Origin of the sequence: Ruegeria atlantica (genome assembly GCF_013032455.1) — a bacterium.
Classification (GTDB): Bacteria; Pseudomonadota; Alphaproteobacteria; order Rhodobacterales; family Rhodobacteraceae; genus Ruegeria; species Ruegeria atlantica_B.
Genome location: NZ_WQCF01000002.1, coordinates 398317 through 416397, shown reverse-complemented (window position 1 = coordinate 416397; position 18081 = coordinate 398317). Strand labels below are relative to the sequence as shown.

At 57.1% G+C, this 18081-nt stretch carries 16 protein-coding genes; 13 read left to right on the top strand and 3 right to left on the bottom strand.

What is annotated here, in order from left to right; translation table 11 throughout:
- Positions 1-2 precede the first annotated feature (2 nt).
- The 3 genes from GOW93_RS06075 to secA all read right to left on the bottom strand — a co-directional run bounded on the left by GOW93_RS06075 (position 3) and on the right by secA (position 5322).
- Complete coding sequence (locus tag GOW93_RS06075; RefSeq protein WP_170382228.1) at positions 3-1559, bottom strand: phosphate ABC transporter substrate-binding/OmpA family protein; 1557 nt, start codon at positions 1557-1559, stop codon at positions 3-5.
- A 24-nt stretch (positions 1560-1583) separates the two neighbouring features.
- Positions 1584-2504 carry a hypothetical protein gene (locus tag GOW93_RS06070; protein ID WP_170382227.1) on the bottom strand — a complete coding sequence of 307 codons (921 nt, stop codon included), beginning with the start codon at positions 2502-2504 and terminating at the stop codon, positions 1584-1586.
- Between the two features lie 100 nt (positions 2505-2604).
- Complete coding sequence (gene secA / locus GOW93_RS06065) at positions 2605-5322, bottom strand: preprotein translocase subunit SecA (RefSeq protein ID WP_170382226.1); 2718 nt, start codon at positions 5320-5322, stop codon at positions 2605-2607.
- Between the two features lie 176 nt (positions 5323-5498).
- Between secA and GOW93_RS06060 the strand changes: the two genes are divergently transcribed.
- From GOW93_RS06060 to GOW93_RS06000, 13 genes are all read left to right on the top strand, one after another.
- Positions 5499-6347: a peptidylprolyl isomerase gene (locus tag GOW93_RS06060; protein ID WP_170382225.1), complete on the top strand. Its 849-nt coding sequence runs from the start codon at positions 5499-5501 to the stop codon at positions 6345-6347.
- A gap of 5 nt (positions 6348-6352) precedes the next feature.
- Positions 6353-7579 (top strand): bifunctional glutamate N-acetyltransferase/amino-acid acetyltransferase ArgJ, encoded by a 1227-nt coding sequence (gene argJ, locus GOW93_RS06055; RefSeq protein ID WP_170382224.1) that lies wholly within the window; start codon positions 6353-6355, stop codon positions 7577-7579.
- A gap of 55 nt (positions 7580-7634) precedes the next feature.
- Positions 7635-8033 carry an 8-oxo-dGTP diphosphatase MutT gene (mutT, locus tag GOW93_RS06050; RefSeq protein WP_170382223.1) on the top strand — a complete coding sequence of 133 codons (399 nt, stop codon included), beginning with the start codon at positions 7635-7637 and terminating at the stop codon, positions 8031-8033.
- Positions 8034-8172: 139 nt separating this feature from the next.
- On the top strand, positions 8173-8670 hold the full coding sequence (locus tag GOW93_RS06045) for a GNAT family N-acetyltransferase (RefSeq protein WP_170382222.1): 498 nt from the start codon (positions 8173-8175) through the stop codon (positions 8668-8670).
- 411 nt (positions 8671-9081) lie between these two features.
- Positions 9082-11025 (top strand): AMP-binding protein, encoded by a 1944-nt coding sequence (locus tag GOW93_RS06040; RefSeq protein ID WP_170382522.1) that lies wholly within the window; start codon positions 9082-9084, stop codon positions 11023-11025.
- 78 nt (positions 11026-11103) lie between these two features.
- Entirely contained in the window at positions 11104-11922 is an 819-nt protein-coding gene (locus GOW93_RS06035; RefSeq protein ID WP_170382221.1) for an ABC transporter ATP-binding protein, read from the top strand.
- A 29-nt stretch (positions 11923-11951) separates the two neighbouring features.
- Positions 11952-12938, top strand: coding sequence for a branched-chain amino acid ABC transporter permease (locus GOW93_RS06030; protein ID WP_170382220.1), 987 nt, complete (start codon positions 11952-11954; stop codon positions 12936-12938).
- The gene (locus GOW93_RS06025; protein WP_170382219.1) at positions 12925-13134 is read left to right on the top strand and encodes a hypothetical protein; all 210 of its coding nucleotides are present in this window, start codon (positions 12925-12927) and stop codon (positions 13132-13134) included. Before GOW93_RS06030 ends, GOW93_RS06025 begins: the two co-directional genes overlap by 14 nt.
- Positions 13134-13391, top strand: a complete 258-nt coding sequence (locus GOW93_RS06020; protein ID WP_170382218.1) for a hypothetical protein — start codon at positions 13134-13136, stop codon at positions 13389-13391. Before GOW93_RS06025 ends, GOW93_RS06020 begins: the two co-directional genes overlap by 1 nt.
- A gap of 3 nt (positions 13392-13394) precedes the next feature.
- Complete coding sequence (locus GOW93_RS06015; protein WP_170382217.1) at positions 13395-14471, top strand: branched-chain amino acid ABC transporter permease; 1077 nt, start codon at positions 13395-13397, stop codon at positions 14469-14471.
- Positions 14472-14544: 73 nt separating this feature from the next.
- Positions 14545-15828, top strand: a complete 1284-nt coding sequence (locus tag GOW93_RS06010; RefSeq protein ID WP_170382216.1) for an ABC transporter substrate-binding protein — start codon at positions 14545-14547, stop codon at positions 15826-15828.
- A 64-nt stretch (positions 15829-15892) separates the two neighbouring features.
- Complete coding sequence (locus tag GOW93_RS06005; protein ID WP_170382215.1) at positions 15893-16726, top strand: ABC transporter ATP-binding protein; 834 nt, start codon at positions 15893-15895, stop codon at positions 16724-16726.
- Between the two features lie 19 nt (positions 16727-16745).
- Positions 16746-17969 (top strand): phenylacetate--CoA ligase family protein, encoded by a 1224-nt coding sequence (locus GOW93_RS06000; RefSeq protein ID WP_254443473.1) that lies wholly within the window; start codon positions 16746-16748, stop codon positions 17967-17969.
- Positions 17970-18081: the final 112 nt, after the last annotated feature.

Sequence of the window (18081 nt, the reverse complement as noted above, 5' to 3'; positions counted from 1 at the left end):
GGTTACTTTACCCAGATCTCAACCCGTCGGTTAACTTTGCGCCCCCATTCCGAGTCGTCGCAGGCCATGGGCATCGCTTCGCCAAAGGCGTCGACCTCAAGCTCGACACTGCTGGGGATGGCGGTTTCCACTGCCGCCAGTACCGCGTTGCGCACCGTCTTGGCGCGCATCAACGCGATCCGTTTGTTAGAAGCAGCAGCACCATCACCATCGCTATAGCCGATGAAAACCAGTTTGCGCACGTCCAGCGTGCCTGCCTCAAGCTGTTGGGCCAATTGTTGGATATTCGACCGCGATTGCGCGTCAGGACGAGAAGACCCTGCCTCAAAGCGAACGGACAGAGACAGGCGGGACAGGGGGCGCAACGTGGTGATCAAACGCTGAAGCTCGTCCATCTCAACCTCGGTGCCGCCCGCAGCGATGGCATTTGCCAGCCGGTTTCCCTGTAGGGCGATGGGAATCATTTCGGGGGCCTGATCGACAAAACCCGCTTTGCGGATCGCCACTTGGGCGTCGGCGCTTTGGGTATATGCCAGAAACTGCCTGCCAACGCGCGGCAGGCGATGTTCGGGCAGGTACAGGAACATCGGCGAGGTCAGAGGGTAATCTTCGGTCTTGATAGATTGCCGTGTGGCCATCAGCGTGTGACCGCACCCCCCGGCCAACGGTAAAGCTCGGACCGCTTCGGCCTCGGCTTGGCTAGCGATGCCGATAGCAAAAGGATCGTTTGCCACATCGCGCACAAGATCGCTGCTGCGGCTGTGTCTGGTGATGGTTGCGGGAAGGACCGCGTTGGTTGACCTCAACAATTGGCTCTCGATCGCCTGTGCAAGGCCTGATCCGGCTTCGGGCAGGTGAAGCGTGATCGGCGCGTCCGGCCCGCCCAAGGCCGACCAATTGGTAACTTCGCCAGAAAACACCAGCGCCAGATCAGCCAAAGAGATATGCGGCAGCAAGTTATCCGGCGCCACGACGGGCACCAGAGCGTCCAGAGCCACAACTCTGGAGCGGCGCGCATGGGTTAGATCGCCCAATCCAGTTGCTCGTGCGGCTTCCAGCTCTTCCGGGCGGATTTCGCGTAGGGCCATGACGATGTCAGCCTGACCGTCGACCAGATCAGCGAATCCGCTGCTCGTATTGCCGATGTCAAAAAAGAACCGGCCCAACGGTGCATCGCGTCCGGGCTGGTGCAGTTCGTACGTCAAAGTATTCGCATCCGACTTTGCGGATTTAGCGGACAAACCTTCCTGTTTGGCAAAACCAATCATAAGGGCAGGCAGGATCTTTTCTGCCATAACTGACGATCCCGAAAACCGCAGCTCGGCCACAAAATCGGTCAGATTCGGGCAGGCAGGACCATCGCAGGTGACGCCTGAGCCATCCACGGTCAGTTCGCCGAATTGTGTGTCAACGCGATAGAATTCACCATCAAATCCCAGCAATATGCCGGATACTTCGACGTGGCCGTCATGAGACGTCAGCGTGATATCCTGCGCCTGTACGACCGAAGAAAGAGTCGCCGAGAATAGTGCAGCGATCGCCACACGGAAAATTGTCATAAGAACGTCGAGCCTGCCTGCGGTTTAGTTTGCCGCGATTGTCAGGTTTTGGAACAGATTATTCAACACCAGAAACTCGCCGGTTCTGGAGCAATCTGGAAAGCTCAGCGCCAAATCGCGCGAGCGCAGTTTCTGATCGCCACGCAACTCTAGCGACTGCACGTTCAAGTCCTTGCCGCAGTTTTCCGCCGTCACCTCGGCCTCGACCGTTAGTTCGATAGAGCCGGATTGCTGAGACTGACCCTCGGGGAAGGAGTACACTTCGACATTGCGTGCGTCGCTGAAAGCGGGCTGTGCAAGATGCACGACATTGCCTGTGCCCTGCGCGTCAGACGAGGCGGAAACGTGACCTGCATCGCCATAGCTGGCCCCGAATTCCAAAGCGTGGATCTGAAGGTCCGTTTCACCCTGCCATTGCAGGGCGAAACGGGAATACTGGCCGATATCGGAGATGTGAGTGGTGGCAACGGTCCCTTTCTGATCTTCAAGCGAGATCAGGAAGATCGCGTATTCCGACAAGGCCGGTATGGTCAGATCCAGAACGCCATTTGCGTCTGTTTTCTGGGTTATGGTCAGGCCGCTGTGATGCACTTCGATGCGTTCATCGCCGTGGCAGGGGGCTTTGACGATCAAACGTGCGGCAGCACCAGGGACAGCATGCGCTCGAGCGCTGAGGTTGCAATCACCGCCGCCAGAGGGGGCTGACTGGCTGGCTTTTACATGGCGCTGCGTCGAAACAGTGTTTGGTTCCGTATTGCGGGCGGGGGTCGAGGAGGTCAGAACAATACCCTCCAGCCCGGGAATGATTGAGGCTTCGGAAACCACGCGTTCAGGTTCCGGCGTGCCTGTCGGCGACGCCAGAGATCCGTTCTGCATCAGGTAACCAATTGCCAGAGCGCAAGCGACGGTGCCGCCGGTGGTCACGTAGTTCTTAATTACAAACAAGACACCCTCCCCAGTTGAAGGAGCGAATCCGACATTGAAGTTGAATCACGGCCAATATGTGGCCGTGAGGTGGACTCAATGTGTCTCAATTGCCGCTTTATTAGGTCAGGCGGCCGTGGCAGTGCTTGAATTTCTTGCCGGACCCGCAGGGGCACTTGTCGTTGCGCGATGGGTTACCCCATGTGCTGGGATCGTCTTCGACAAAGCCGGGGCGCGCGTCGCCCGAAGCGTCGGCCTCAGCCAAAGCTTCGGCCCGGTCAGCGGCCTGATCGACCGCTTTTTGCGCCTGTGCCTGCTGTGCCTGCATTTGCGCCAGCATTTCCTTCTGCTCTTCCTCAGTCAGCGGGCGCACACGTGACAATTGCTGAGTCACGGTTTCGCGCAGGCTGTCGAGCATGCTTTCGAACAGCTGGAAGCTTTCGTTCTTGTATTCGTTCAGCGGGTCGCGCTGGGCGTAACCGCGGAAGCCAACGACCGAGCGCAGATGTTCCAGCGTCAGCAAGTGCTCGCGCCATTTGCTGTCGATGGTTTGCAGCAGAACCTGCTTTTCGATGTTGCGCATGTTTTCGGGGCCGAACGCGGCGACTTTCTGCGCCATCATCTCATCGGCGGCGTTAACCAGGCGCTCGCGCACCTGTTCGTCATCCACACCTTCTTCGGCGGCCCACTCCTGCACGGGCGCGTCAATGGTCAGCTTGTCCTTGATCGCCTCGTGCAGACCGTCCGTGTCCCACTGATCGGCATAGGATTTCGGCGGCATGTATTCGTCAATCAGATCGTCGATCACCTGCTCGCGCATGTCCGAGACGATCTCGGATAGGTCATCCGAGGACATGATCTCGCGCCGCTGGCTGAACACAACCTTTCGTTGGTCGTTCATCACATCGTCAAATTTCAGAACGTTCTTGCGCATGTCAAAGTTACGGCCTTCGACTTTGGACTGCGCCCGTTCCAGCGATTTGTTGACCCAGGGGTGGACGATGGCTTCGCCCTCTTTCATGCCCAGCGTGGTCAGAACCTTGTCCAGCCGTTCCGAGCCGAAGATGCGCATCAGGTCGTCTTCGAGGCTCAGGTAAAACACGGTGCGGCCCGGATCACCCTGACGGCCAGAACGGCCACGCAACTGGTTGTCGATGCGGCGGCTTTCATGGCGTTCCGACGCCATCACATAAAGACCACCGGCAGCCAGAACCTTTTCTTTCTCTTCCGCATGGCGGGCCTCTTCGGCGGCACGCAGTTCGGTAGGGTCGGCCTCGGGGTTTTCGGCCAGCGCTTGCAGAACCTTCATTTCTACATTGCCGCCCAACTGAATGTCGGTGCCGCGACCGGCCATGTTGGTGGCGATGGTCACCGCGCCCAGGCGGCCCGCATCGGCGACGATCTGCGCCTCTTGCTCGTGCTGGCGTGCGTTCAGAACGTTGTGCTCGATGCCTTCTTTTTGCAGCATCTGGCTCAGCAGTTCGGATTTCTCAATCGACGTGGTGCCCAGCAGAACCGGCTGGCCTTTTTCCTGCGCTTCCTTGGTCTGTTCGATCATCGCGCCGTATTTCTCGGCGGCAGTACGATAGACCTGATCGTCCTCGTCCACACGGGCGATCGGCTTGTTGGTCGGAACCTCGACCACGCCGAGACCGTAGATTTCCGCAAATTCCTCGGCCTCGGTCAGGGCTGTACCGGTCATGCCGCCCAGCTTGTCATACAGGCGGAAATAGTTCTGGAAAGTCACGCTGGCCAGCGTCACGTTCTCGGGCTGAATCTGTACGCCTTCCTTGGCTTCGATGGCTTGGTGCAGACCTTCGGACAAACGGCGGCCCGGCATCATTCGGCCGGTAAATTCGTCAATCAGCACCACATTGCCATCACGGACGATGTAATCCTTGTCGCGCTGGAACAACTTATGCGCGCGAAGACCCTGGTTGACGTGGTGCACGACGGTTGTGCTTTCCGGGTCGTATAGCGAATGACCCTCGGGGATCAGACCCGCAGTAATCAGCTGTTGTTCCAGAAACTCGTTACCCTCATCGGTGAAGGTCACATTGCGAGATTTTTCATCCAACGAGTAGTGATCTTCCTGCAGCGATGGGATCAGCCCGTCGATGGCGGTATAAAGGTCAGAGCGGTCCTGCGATGGCCCCGAGATAATCAGCGGCGTCCGCGCTTCGTCGATCAGGATCGAGTCGACCTCGTCCACAATCGCGAAATTGTGGTGTTTCTGGTAAATCTGATCCAGTTCGGCCTTCATGTTGTCGCGCAGATAGTCGAAACCCAGCTCATTGTTGGTGGCATAGGTTACATCACAGGCATAAGCGGCTTTCTTCTCGGGATCGGGCTGGCCCGACCAGATCACGCCGGTTGTCATGCCGACGGCGGCAAACACTTTGCCCATCCATTCCGAGTCCCGTTTGGCCAGGTATTCGTTCACCGTGACAACGTGTACGCCTTTGCCGGTCAGCGCGTTCAGATAGGCGGGGAAAGTGGCGACCAGCGTCTTGCCCTCACCTGTCTTCATTTCCGAGATATTGCCCTGATGCAGAAAGGCACCGCCCATCAGCTGCACGTCAAAGGCACGCAGACCCAGCGCGCGTTTTGCGCCCTCGCGGACGTTGGCAAAGGCCTCGGGCAGCAGGTCGTCAAGGCTTTCGCCATCCAGCGCGCGCTTGCGCAGTTCTTCAGTCTTTTCGATCAGTCCGTCATCAGAGAGTTTTTCGAACTCGGGCTCCAGCGCGTTGATCTTTTCGATCAGCGGGCGGGTCGCCTTGATCTTGCGGTCGTTCGGTGTTCCGAACACCTTTTTCGCGAGCGTTCCGAGTCCCAGCATGTTCACTCCAGCGGATCTGTTCTTGTCTTGGTTGCGACAGGCTTGCCCACCTTGCGCGCAACCCATAGATACGGGGGGTGAAAGGCGGCCCTGTCCAAGGCTTCAAAGCGATGTAAGCGGCAGGTTCCAGAGTGTCAACGCTGCGCCCTGTCGCGGCAAAGAAATAGGATAAATCCATGCCCAAAGGCCTCACTTTTCTGCCATCGCTCGCACTTGCTGCCGTGATGGCCTTGCCGCTGGCCGCCGAAACCAAGCCTGACGCCAGCGCCGTAGTTGCGCGTGTGAACGGTGACGAAATCACTTTGGGTCACGTCATCGCTACGGCGGCGGCGCTGCCCGAGCAATACCAGCAGATCGAAGACGACGTTCTGTACGAACTGATTATCGATCAGCTGATTCAACAGCAACTGCTGGGTCAGCAGCAAGAAGAGCTGACCAAATTGAACACGCTGGCGCTGGAAAACGAGACGCGTTCACTGCGGGCTGTGCAGACAGTAACTGCACTGATCGAGGAAGAGTTGACGGATGAGGCAATTCAAGAAGCCTACGACGCGAAATACGCCGATTTCCAAGGCGTGGACGAGTTCAACGCCAGTCACATTCTGGTCGAAACCGAAGAAGAAGCCATCGATCTGAAGGCACAGTTGGATGATGGCGCAGATTTCGCCGAATTAGCCAAAGAGCATTCAACCGGGCCTTCGGGGCCGAGCGGCGGCGAACTGGGCTGGTTCGGGCCGGGCCAGATGGTACCTGCTTTTGAGGCGGCCGTGATTGGTCTGGAAAAAGGCCAGGTTTCCGAACCGGTGAAAACTCAGTTCGGCTGGCATGTGGTCACCTTGAACGACAAACGCAAATCCGAAGCGCCCGCTCTGGAGCAGGTTCGCGCCGAACTGGCCCAAACCCTGCAACAGGACGTCATTCAGGCCCGGATCGACGAATTGACTCAAGGCGCTGAAATTGACCGCCCTGCACTGGAAGGCGCTGGCCCCGAAGTGCTGCGTCAGATTGAGCTGATTCAGGAGTAATCCCCGTGGCCAAGATTACCAAGGTATCTCCGCTGGCCCCGGCGGCCTTTCCCGATCTGCCTGCGATTGACGGTGTGCGTTTCGCCACCGTCGAGGCGGGGGTGCGTTATCAAGGTCGGACAGATGTCATGCTGGCCGTGCTGGACCCCGGAACCTCCGTAGCCGGGGTGTTTACCCGATCTGCAACCCGCGCAGCGCCGGTTCTGGACTGTCAGGACAAGATCGGTGGTCCCAGTGACGGGCCTGCGGCGATTCTGGTGAACTCGGGCAATGCAAACGCATTTACCGGCCATTATGGTCAGACCTCGGTGGCCGAGGTGACGCAAGCTGTGTCCACCGCTACCGGTGTTTCGGTCGAGCGGGTGTTTACATCATCCACCGGCGTGATCGGCGAGCCGTTGCCGCATGAGCGCATCGTTTCGCAGCTTGAGGTGTTAAAATCCGACCTCAGCCGCCATGCTATCGAAGACGCCGCTCGTGCCATCATGACCACGGACACTTTCCCAAAAGGTGCCAGCGCGCAGGTCGAGATTGACGGCAAAACAGTCTCTATTGCAGGGATTGCCAAGGGTTCTGGCATGATCGCGCCGGATATGGCGACGATGTTGGTTTATATCTTCACCGATGCTCAGGTCGAACAATCGGCCCTGCAAGCGATGTTGGGCGCGCAGACGGATCGCACGTTCAACTGTATCACCGTTGACAGTGATACCTCGACCTCGGACAGCCTTCTGTTATGCGCGACAGGAGCTTCGGGTGTTGATGCCACCGGCAGCGCTGCCTTTGCCGAGGCTCTTGAAGCGGTGATGCTGGAATTGGCGCAACAAGTCGTGCGCGACGGTGAAGGGGCCACGAAATTCGTGGAAATCCGCGTGACCGGAGCCGCTTCGGACGCCGACGCCAAAGTGCATGGGTTAGCGATTGCGAACTCTCCGTTGGTAAAAACCGCCATCGCGGGCGAGGACCCGAATTGGGGTCGCGTGGTCATGGCCATCGGCAAATCCGGCGCCGCGGCAGATCGTGACCTGCTGAGCATTTCCTTCGGCGATATTCTGGTGGCCGAAAAGGGTTGGGTCAGCCCCGATTACAGCGAGGACGCCGCTGCCGAATACATGAAAGGTCAGAATCTGGTGATCAGTGTCGATCTGGGGCTGGGTGAGGGCAAGTCCACCGTTTGGACCTGCGATTTGACCCACGGATATATCGAGATCAACGCGGATTATCGGTCGTGAAACCGGAGCAATTCCAGCAAAAGTGGGGCCCGGTTTTGCGTCCGGGATTGCGACCATGAAAACTATCCTTGTTTCTGCCGTCGCCCTGATCGACATCGAGGGCCGCGTCTTGCTGGCCCAACGCCCGGAAGGCAAATCCATGGCCGGACTCTGGGAGTTTCCAGGCGGCAAAATCGAGCCCGGCGAAACTCCCGAGGCCGCGCTGATCCGCGAATTGCACGAGGAATTAGGCATCGACACCTGGGCCTCGTGCCTTGCCCCGCTGACCTTCGCCAGCCACAGCTATGATGATTTCCACTTACTTATGCCCCTGTTTGCCTGCCGCAAATGGGAGGGGATACCGCAATCGAAAGAGGGGCAGGCACTGAAATGGGTTCGAGCGAGTGACCTGCGCAACTATCCGATGCCCGCGGCGGATGTACCATTGATCCCTATTTTGCGGGATTGGTTGTAGGTGTTGAGGTGGCGGAAACTATAGTACATCCGGCTGGATGACGGCTACGCGGACAAACCAGACCTTCAAGCGTGGCGAGGATGCTGCGGTGGGATCGTGTTATTATCGGACTATTCGGACCACTTTTGGAGATTGGCCCATGAAAATTCTCGAAGTCCGATCGCAAAGGGAGATCGACGATGCCGCAACTCTCATGCGAGGATTGTACGAAGCCGTCAGGTCCCTCAACCGTGACGATCTTCAACGCATTGAAGAGTATTATCGAGGTTCGTGGTTTTTTGGTAGCTCACCGAAAATCCCAACAGAATATCGCCCTCCGCAAGGTGACGTTTTTATTGCCTATCTCAGCGATAGGCCCGTTGGAACGGTCGCTGTCCGTCGCATGGATCGTGATCACTGCGAACTAAAATCGATGTTCGTCACAAAGGATTGTCGAGGCAGTGGGGTTGCACCGGCCCTTTGCAAGCGCGTGATAGGCTTGGCTAAAGAGCAAGGGTATCGCTCCGTCAGGCTGATGACTGGCGAACGTCAGGTTCCTGCCCGACGGCTGTACGAAAAACTTGGCTTCAAGATGGTTGCGTCCTGGGAAACCAACCCACACGAAGCACACGATTATTTCGAGTTGAGCATTGCGTGAGTTAGCCTTGGTCAGGCCCCTCGTATGGTTTTGAGCGCTTCTTCCACGCCTTTCATTGAACAGCGTTCCTATTGGAGATTTGAACTGGTTTCAAAATCGCCTTCGTCAACGCAGGCCTTTCCGCTTCAACAACTCTCCTGCGTAAGAGTGAATTTTAGGGCAAAGTGTTCTAACGCGCGACTAGGATTCCCAATCTCGTTATTCGTACAACTCAAAAGACCCGAATCCACCCCTGTTACAATTCGTAAGAATTGAGAAAACATCAGGCAAAACTTGACGCTGATCTTTCGTGCGTCCCTTATCGGGGCGATGGTGTTCGGGCAATGATCCGGACCCGCCATTTTCGACCCGGGGAGGGGTCGGATGGGGAGGAGAGAAAGATTGGCTCAGACGCAGTCGGGCGCCGAAGGGATGCAATCCCTTCCAGCGCTGCTACATCGCAATGTGACCCAGTTCGGGGATGCCCCGGCCTATCGGGAAAAGGAATTCGGCATTTGGCAATGCTGGACTTGGGCCGAAGCCGCCAAGGAAATCCGCGCCATTGCGCTGGGGTTTCTGGAAATCGGCGTTGAGCCGGGTGATCATATCGCGGTGATCGGCCGCAACCGCCCCGCGCATTACTGGTCGATGGTTGCCGCGCAAATGGTAGGTGCGGTGCCGGTACCTTTGTATCAAGATTCGGTCGCCGAAGAGATGGCCTATGTGCTGGAACATTGCGGCGCGAAATATGTCGTCTGCGGTGATCAGGAGCAGGTCGATAAGGTCATCGAGATTCAGGAGAACCTGCATCAGGTCAAACACATTCTCTATACCGACAAGCGCGGGATGCGGAAATACGACCATTCTCGGATGAACGCGCTTGAGGATATCAAGGCCGAAGGTCGCGCCGGTCACGCCCGGTTTGACGCCGAGTTGGACAAGCGCGTTGCGGCGATCACTTATGACGATACCTGTGTGATGCTGTATACTTCGGGCACCACGGGCAAGCCCAAGGGCGTGGTGCTGTCGAACCGGAATGTCATTGAAAGCGCCAAGAACTCGGCTGAATTCGATCATCTGACCCGCAACGAGGACATCCTGTCCTATCTGCCGATGGCCTGGGTGGGCGATTTCATTTTTTCAATCGGTCAGGCCTATTGGTGTGGCTTCTGCGTGAACTGCCCCGAAAGCGCCGACACGATGATGACCGACCTGCGCGAGATCGGGCCGACCTATTTCTTCGCCCCGCCGCGTGTGTTCGAAACTCAGCTGACAAACGTGATGATTCGGATGGAGGATGCGGGCAAGCTGAAGCAGCGCATGTTCCATCACTTCATGGCGCACGCCAAGAAAGTTGGAGGCCTGCTGCTGGATGGTAAGCCGGTGGGCTTTGGCGACCGTCTGAAATACGCGCTGGGCAACCTGCTGGTCTACGGGCCGCTCAAGGACACGCTTGGCTATGGCCGGTTCCGTGTCGGATACACGGCAGGTGAGGCGATCGGGCCGGAGATTTTCGATTTCTATCGCTCGCTGGGCATCAACCTGAAGCAGCTTTACGGTCAGACCGAGGCCACCGTTTTCATCACTGTGCAGCCGGATGGTGAGGTGCGTGCGGATACGGTTGGTGTGCCCGCTCCGGCGGTTGAGTTGAAGATCGGCGATAATGGCGAGATCTATTATCGCTCGCCCGGTGTGTTTGTCGAGTACTACAACAACCCGGATTCCACAGCCTCGACCAAGGATGCCGAAGGGTGGGTGGCCACAGGTGATGCCGGGTTCATCGAGGAGAACTCGGGACATTTGCGGATCATCGACCGCGCCAAGGATGTGGGCAAAATGGCGGACGGCTCGATGTTCGCGCCCAAGTATGTTGAAAACAAGCTTAAGTTCTATCCCGACATTCTTGAGGTGGTCCTTTTCGGTAACGGCAAGGATCGTTGCGTCGCCTTTATCAACATTGACCTGACGGCGGTCGGCAACTGGGCAGAGCGCAACAATGTGGCTTATGCATCCTATCAGGAACTGGCAGGTCATCCCCGTGTGTTAGAGACGATTAAGGCGCATGTGGAAGCGGTGAACAAATCCGTTGCCGCAGACGAGATGCTGTCGGGTTGTCAGGTGCACCGCTTTGTGGTTCTGCACAAGGAACTGGATGCGGATGATGGCGAAATGACCCGGACCCGCAAGGTGCGTCGTGGATTTGTCGAGGACAAGTTCAGCGACATCATCGCGGCGCTGTATGACGGATCCGAGAGCGTGTCGACCACGACCGAAGTGACCTATGAGGATGGTCGAAAGGGCTCGATTTCTGCGACGCTGGAGATTGTGGATGCGCCGGTTGTGCCGGTCGCGCAGCACAAGGTAGCGGCGGAATGAGGGCCGGTCGTGCGCCGCTTGACCTGCGGTCATCGCCCCGCCCGCCGTCCCGTTATTGCAAAAGTCAGGGAGTGACTGATGCTGGATAGTACCGAAGGATATGTCACCGAAGATGGCCGCAAGATCGGCGGTGTGGTGATGGAGATGAAGAACATCACCCTGCGTTTTGGTGGTGTGGTTGCGATCAAGGATATCTCGTTCGATATTCGCGAGGGTGAGATCCGTGCCATCATCGGTCCGAACGGGGCCGGTAAATCTTCGATGCTGAACGTGATATCGGGCTTTTATGTTCCGCAAGAAGGTGAGGTTTGGTTCCATGGGTCAAAGCGCCCTCCGATGCGGCCCTTCGAGGTGGCGCAACAGGGCATAGCCCGGACGTTCCAGAACATCGCCCTGTTCGAAGGCATGAGCGTTTTGGACAACGTGATGACCGGGCGGCTGAATTTCATGCGGACAAATATGTTCCAGCAGGCCTGGTGGAAAGGCAAGGCTGAGGCGGAAGAGGTTGCAAACCGCGAGGCTGTCGAAAAGATCATCGACTTTCTGGAAATCCAGCATATCCGCAAAACGCCGGTGTCACGCCTGCCTTACGGCTTGAAGAAACGGGTCGAATTGGCCCGTGCGCTGGCGGCGGAACCCAAGCTGTTGCTGCTGGACGAACCGATGGCAGGCATGAATGTCGAAGAGAAAGAGGACATGAGCCGCTTTATCCTAGACGTAAATGATGAGTTCGGCACCACCATCGCCCTGATCGAGCACGACATGGGCGTGGTGATGGATCTGAGCGACCGGGTGGTCGTGATGGATTACGGCAAGAAAATTGGCGATGGCACACCGGACGAAGTGCGCAGCAACCAGGACGTGATCGACGCCTATCTGGGGGTCAGCCATGACTAAGCATCGGACAGACATGAGGAGCGGCGCAGATGCCTGAACAACTCGTATTCGCGATGGAGGTTATCCTCAACGGTCTGATGGCTGGCGTGCTTTATGCGCTGGTCGCTTTGGGCTTTGTATTGATCTACAAGGCCTCGGGGATTTTCAACTATGCGCAAGGGGTTATGGCCCTGTTCGCGGCAATGACCTTGGTGGGGATCATGAATGGGCAGGTGCCGTTTGCCCATCTGATCAACGCAACCTTCGGGACGCATATCCATTATTTCGGGTGGAATGTGCCTGCGCTGCTGGCGATCTTGCTGACTATGGGCGTCATGGTGCTTCTGGCTTGGGCAGTGCAGCGGTTTGTCATGCGGCATCTGGTCGGGCAGGAGCCGATCATTCTGTTCATGGCAACCATTGGTCTGGCCTATTTCCTTGAGGGCGTGGCCGACCTGATGTGGGGGTCCGAGATCAAGACGTTGGATGTAGGTCTGCCGCAGGGCATCAATCTGTGGATTGATGAGAGCACGTTCAATATCTTCGGCTACGGTTTCTTCATCGACAATCTGGACATCGTGGCAACGATTATCGCGGCGTTACTGGTGGCCGGATTGGTCGCGTTCAGCCAGTATACCAAACAGGGTCGGGCAATGCGCGCGGTGGCAGATGACCATCAGGCGGCGCTGTCGGTGGGCATTTCGTTGAATTTCATCTGGATCATGGTCTGGTCGGTTGCTGGGTTTGTCGCGCTGGTCGCGGGTATCATGTGGGGCACCAAATCGGGCGTGCAGTTCTCGCTGTCGCTGATTGCCCTCAAAGCGCTGCCAGTGCTTATGCTGGGCGGGTTTACCTCAATCCCCGGTGCCATTGTCGGCGGGTTGATCATCGGCGTGGGTGAAAAGCTGTTCGAGTTTGCCATTGGCCCGATGGTGGGTGGCGCGACCGAAAACTGGTTTGCCTATGTTCTGGCGTTGATCTTCCTGGTGTTCCGGCCGCAGGGCCTGTTTGGGGAGAAGATCATTGAAAGAGTTTAAACACCGCTTGATGTTCGCGGCCTTCGTCTCAGGTATCGCAGCAATGATTTCAGGCATCGCTGCGCATTCGAATGGTCGCCATCGTGGACCCGGGGTTGAAGCCGCACCGGATATGTTGGGTACGGCTGCCCTTATGGGGCTCTCCGCGGTTGTTATGTTCGTACTGGTGATGTGGTTCACTTGGTGGGGTTCGTGATGACCAAGCTGATCGCCATCATCAACGTCGTCGCGTGGGCCGGGTTCTGGGCTTTTGGCTATATCGCGATCACCTCGGACGATCTTTCAGAAAGTCAACTGGTCGTGGCCGCGATCCTGGCCTTTGCAGGGCTGGTCACAGGTGTTCTGGCCTACATGAAACTGGTGCGTGGATCTGAGGCGAGTGGATACGCCAAAGGGTCCAACCAACTAAATACCGAGGCCCGGAACCGGGCGCAGGAAGAGTGGGAGAAGTAAGGCATGTTCTACCGTGAGGCCGGGGATTTCAAAACCTCCTACGTCGATGACAACCAAACCTTCCCGATCAAGTTCGACCGGTATCGGTACTATGTCGTACTGGCAGTGGCATTTGGGATCATACCGTTCCTCATCAACGATTATTGGGCGAATGCGCTGTTGTTGCCGTTCCTGATCTATGCAATCGCGGCGATCGGTCTGAATATCCTTGTTGGTTATTGCGGGCAGGTCTCGCTAGGGACCGGTGGGTTCATGGCCGTGGGGGCCTATGCCTGTTACAAGCTGATGACGGCCTTCCCAGATGTAAGCATGTTCATCCACGTGATTTTGGCGGGCGGGATCACCGCCATCGTCGGTGTTCTGTTTGGTTTGCCGAGCTTGCGGATCAAGGGGTTTTATCTGGCCGTGGCGACGCTGGCGGCGCAGTTCTTCTTGGTGTGGTTGTTCAACAGGGTGCCGTGGTTCTACAACTATTCGGCATCGGGTCAGATCAACGCGCCCGAGCGCGATGTGTTCGGTATCATCATTACCGGTCCGAATGCCCCGGCATGGGCGACCTACCTGTTCTGCCTGATCTTCCTGACCATCTGCGCCATCATCGCCCGCAATCTGACGCGTGGCACAACGGGCCGTACATGGATGGCGATCCGCGACATGGACATTGCTGCCGAGATCATCGGGGTGAACCCACTGAAGGCCAAGCTTACTGCCTTTGCCGTCAGTTCGTTCTTTGTAGGTATCGCAGGCGCGCTGTTCTTTGCGGTCTATCTGGGCGCGGTTGAAGTGGGCGAAGTTTTCGGCATCCAGAAATCATTCCTAGTGCTGTTCATGATCATTATAGGCGGATTAGGGTCTATTTTTGGATCGTTCGCTGGTGCAGCGTTTCTGGTTCTGCTGCCGGTGGTGTTGAAGGTGACAGGCGTCGATCTTCTGGGCTGGCCGACCGATATCGTTGCGCATCTGCAGTTGGTCATCGTTGGCGCGCTGATCATCACGTTCCTGATCCTTGAACCCCACGGCTTGGCACAGTTGTGGCGCGTCGCAAAAGAGAAACTCAGACTCTGGCCATTCCCGCACTAAGGGGCAGGCCCAATCAGAAAACGGGTGCGAAACCCGACCCCACCATCGGATCAATCAAGGGAGGAAACACCCGATGAACAAGACACTGGCAACCATGGCGCTGGGCGCCCTTATGGCCGCAGGCCCGGCACTGGCGGATCTGGTTATCCCGGACCTCAGCTATCGTACCGGGCCTTTTGCTGCTGGCGGTATTCCGTTCTCGGACGGGTACAACGATTATTTCACGATGCTGAATGAGCGTGACGGCGGTATTGGTGGCGTTCCTATCCGAATGGTCGAATGTGAAACCGGATACACCACGGAAAAGGGCGTCGAATGTTACGAGGCCACGAAAAACGAAGGGTCGTTGGTGTATCAGCCCTTGTCGACAGGGATTACCTATCAGTTGATTCCAAAGGTTTCGGCAGATGGTATCCCGCTTCACACGATGGGGTATGGCAGAACTTCGGCCGCGAATGGCGAGATTTTTGAGTGGGTCTTCAACTATCCTGCCAATTACTGGAACGGTGCTTCTGGTGCGATCAATCACCTGTTGGAAGAGAACAGTGGAGATATCAGCGGTAAGAAAGTCGCACTGGTGTATCATAACTCCGCCTACGGGAAGGAGCCGATCCGTACTCTGGAAGAGCTGTCCAAAAAGCATGGCTATGAACTGGCGCTATTGCCCGTTGATTCTCCGGGTCAGGAGCAAAAATCGCAATGGCTTCAGATCCGACGTGACCGCCCCGACTATGTCATTCTGTGGGGCTGGGGCGTGATGAACCAGGTTGCCATTCAGGAAGCGGCGAATATCCGTTTCCCGATGGAAAATATGATCGGAATCTGGTGGTCTGGCGCGGAACCGGATGTGATCCCTTCCGGTGAGGCATCCAATGGCTACAAGGCGTTGGCTTTCACAGCGACCGGTGATGATTTCCCAGTCTTCGACGACATCAAGAAATACGTTCATGATGCGGGCAAGGCTGCAGGTGCTGGAGATAAGGTCGGTACGGTGCAGTATAACCGCGCGGTTTACGCAGCCATGCTGGCGTCTGAGGCGATCAGAACGGCTCAGGAAATTCACGGCGTTGCGGATATCACACCTGCGATGATGCGTGATGGGATGGAAGCTCTGAACATTTCAGAAGACAGAATGGCTGAACTTGGAATGAGCGGCTTTGGACCGACTTTCGAGGTCAGCTGTCAAAACCATGGTGGGCCTGGTCTGGTAGGCGTCACCCAATGGGACGCGGCCGCGCAGAAATGGAACGTCATTTCTGATTTTAAGCCGACGGATGGCGATGTGATCAATGCTTTGATCACAGAGGATTCAGGCGCCTACGCGGCAGAAAATAACCTCTCGCCGCGCTGTAACTAAAGCAATCGCGGGGCGGCGGTGCGCCGCCGTCCCCAATCCCACACTCGCATGAGGACACGCGCTGATGCTGGATGCGGCCCAAACCACCGAAGTTCAGGCGGAAACCCTGCTTGAGGTCAACAATATCGAGGTGATCTACAATCACGTGATCCTCGTGCTGAAAGGCGTAAGCCTAACTGTGCCCAAGGGCGGGATAACTGCATTGCTTGGCGGCAATGGGGCAGGCAAGACGACAACGCTAAAGGCTGTGTCAAACCTTCTGCATTCCGAACGCGGCGAGGTCACCAAAGGCTCGATCAAGTATCGCGGCGTCAGCGTACATGAAAGTGACCCGGCCGATTTGGTGGAAAAGGGTGTGATTCAGGTAATGGAAGGCCGTCATTGTTTTGAACACCTGACGGTTGAGGAAAACCTGCTGACCGGGGCCTATACCCGCAAGGACGGCAACGCTGCTATCCAGCAGGATCTGGAGCTTGTGTATACTTACTTCCCGCGCCTGAAAGAACGCCGCCGATCGCAGGCAGGCTATACTTCGGGTGGGGAACAGCAGATGGTTGCCATGGGACGAGCGTTGATGTCTCGGCCTGAGACGATCCTGCTGGACGAACCTTCTATGGGGCTGGCTCCGCAGTTGGTTGAAGAGATTTTCGGCATCGTGAAAGACTTGAACGAGAAAGAGGGCGTGTCTTTCTTGCTGGCCGAACAGAACACTAATGTGGCTCTAAGGTTTGCGCATTACGGCTATATCCTGGAATCGGGCCGCGTCGTGATGGACGGCCCAGCGGCCGATCTGCGCGAGAACCCGGATGTGAAAGAGTTCTATTTGGGAATGTCCGACGAGGGGCGCAAAAGCTTCCGCGACGTGCGTTCGTATCGCCGCCGCAAGAGGTGGCTGTAAGCGGATGGAGGATCAGGTCATGACGACGACATATTACGACGCGCTTGAGACCCGTTCAGCCGACCAGCGCGCCTCTGACCAGGCGCAGGCGCTGCGCATTCAGTTGGCGCGGGCGCACGCCGCACCGGGTTTTGCGGCGCATCTGGCCGGGGCCGATATTGATGCAATAACCTCGGTTGAAGACCTGGTGAAACTACCGGTGTTACGCAAATCCGATCTGGCACAGGCTCAGGCGGCACGCCCTCCGTTCGGAGGCTTTACGGTAAAACCGGCGCGGCACTTTCATCATGTATTCCAATCCCCCGGCCCGATTTATGAGCCCGGCAGCACTGACCCCGACTGGTGGCGCATGGGACGGTTCCTGCATGCTGCGGGTGTTGGTCCGGGCGATATAGTCCACAACTGTTTCGGTTACCATCTGACGCCTGCAGGCATGATCTTCGAAAGCGGTGCACGGGCCGTTGGTGCCGCCGTTTTACCTGCAGGCACTGGTCAGACTGAATTGCAGGTGACAGCAGCGCGGGATGTGGGATGTACGTCATATGCGGGCACGCCGGACTATCTGAAGGTCATTCTGGACAAGGCTGATGAGATGGGGGTGGCTTTGCAATTTGCCACGGCTGTGGTGGGCGGGGGCGCGCTATTCCCGTCTCTGCGACAGGAATATGCCGACCGTGGCATTTCCTGCCTGCAATGTTATGCCACAGCTGATCTCGGCAATGTCGCCTATGAAAGCCCCGCTATGGAGGGAATGATCATCGATGAGCATGTGATTGTCGAGATCGTCACCCCAGGCACCGGCACCCCGGTCGCGTCGGGCGAGGTGGGTGAGGTTGTTGTGACATCTTTGAACCCCGACTATCCGCTGATCCGTTTCGCAACTGGTGATCTGTCGGCTGTCATGCCGGGACAGTCGCCCTGTGGGCGCACCAATCTGCGTATCAAAGGCTGGATGGGCCGGGCCGACCAGACCACCAAGATCAAGGGCATGTTCGTGCGCCCCGAGCAGGTGGCTGCTTTGGTCGACAAGCATGAAGAAATTGTCAAAGCCCGCGTCATCGCCGCCCGACAAGGGGAAATGGACACAATGACCGTCCAGATCGAAAGCCCGAGCGGCGACAACATGGCTTATGCCAAATCCGTGGTTGAGGTGCTGAAACTCAAGGGCGCGATCGAGGTCGTGGCTCCGGGTTCTTTGCCCAAGGACGGGTTGGTGATCGAGGATCAGCGCGTTTACGAATGATCCCGCGCAAACTCTCTGCGGCAGTATGTGCCGCAGAATTGTTTGCCTGACCACTGGTGTTTCTTAGCGTTTTAGTCGATTAAAGGCGGAACCTGCGCCTTAGCATGCCACA

What these genes read in the sequence shown, in the direction of transcription:
- GOW93_RS06035 (WP_170382221.1), top strand. Translation starts at nt 11,104, where the DNA reads ATGCTGGATAGTACCGAAGGATATGTCACCGAAGATGGCCGCAAGATC.
- GOW93_RS06010 (WP_170382216.1), top strand. Translation starts at nt 14,545, where the DNA reads ATGAACAAGACACTGGCAACCATGGCGCTGGGCGCCCTTATGGCCGCA.
- GOW93_RS06045 (WP_170382222.1), top strand. Translation starts at nt 8,173, where the DNA reads ATGAAAATTCTCGAAGTCCGATCGCAAAGGGAGATCGACGATGCCGCA.
- GOW93_RS06040 (WP_170382522.1), top strand. Translation starts at nt 9,082, where the DNA reads ATGCAATCCCTTCCAGCGCTGCTACATCGCAATGTGACCCAGTTCGGG.
- GOW93_RS06030 (WP_170382220.1), top strand. Translation starts at nt 11,952, where the DNA reads ATGCCTGAACAACTCGTATTCGCGATGGAGGTTATCCTCAACGGTCTG.
- GOW93_RS06020 (WP_170382218.1), top strand. Translation starts at nt 13,134, where the DNA reads ATGACCAAGCTGATCGCCATCATCAACGTCGTCGCGTGGGCCGGGTTC.
- GOW93_RS06075 (WP_170382228.1), bottom strand. Translation starts at nt 1,559, where the DNA reads ATGACAATTTTCCGTGTGGCGATCGCTGCACTATTCTCGGCGACTCTT.
- secA (WP_170382226.1), bottom strand. Translation starts at nt 5,322, where the DNA reads ATGCTGGGACTCGGAACGCTCGCGAAAAAGGTGTTCGGAACACCGAAC.
- GOW93_RS06060 (WP_170382225.1), top strand. Translation starts at nt 5,499, where the DNA reads ATGCCCAAAGGCCTCACTTTTCTGCCATCGCTCGCACTTGCTGCCGTG.
- GOW93_RS06005 (WP_170382215.1), top strand. Translation starts at nt 15,893, where the DNA reads ATGCTGGATGCGGCCCAAACCACCGAAGTTCAGGCGGAAACCCTGCTT.
- GOW93_RS06015 (WP_170382217.1), top strand. Translation starts at nt 13,395, where the DNA reads ATGTTCTACCGTGAGGCCGGGGATTTCAAAACCTCCTACGTCGATGAC.
- mutT (WP_170382223.1), top strand. Translation starts at nt 7,635, where the DNA reads ATGAAAACTATCCTTGTTTCTGCCGTCGCCCTGATCGACATCGAGGGC.
- GOW93_RS06000 (WP_254443473.1), top strand. Translation starts at nt 16,746, where the DNA reads ATGACGACGACATATTACGACGCGCTTGAGACCCGTTCAGCCGACCAG.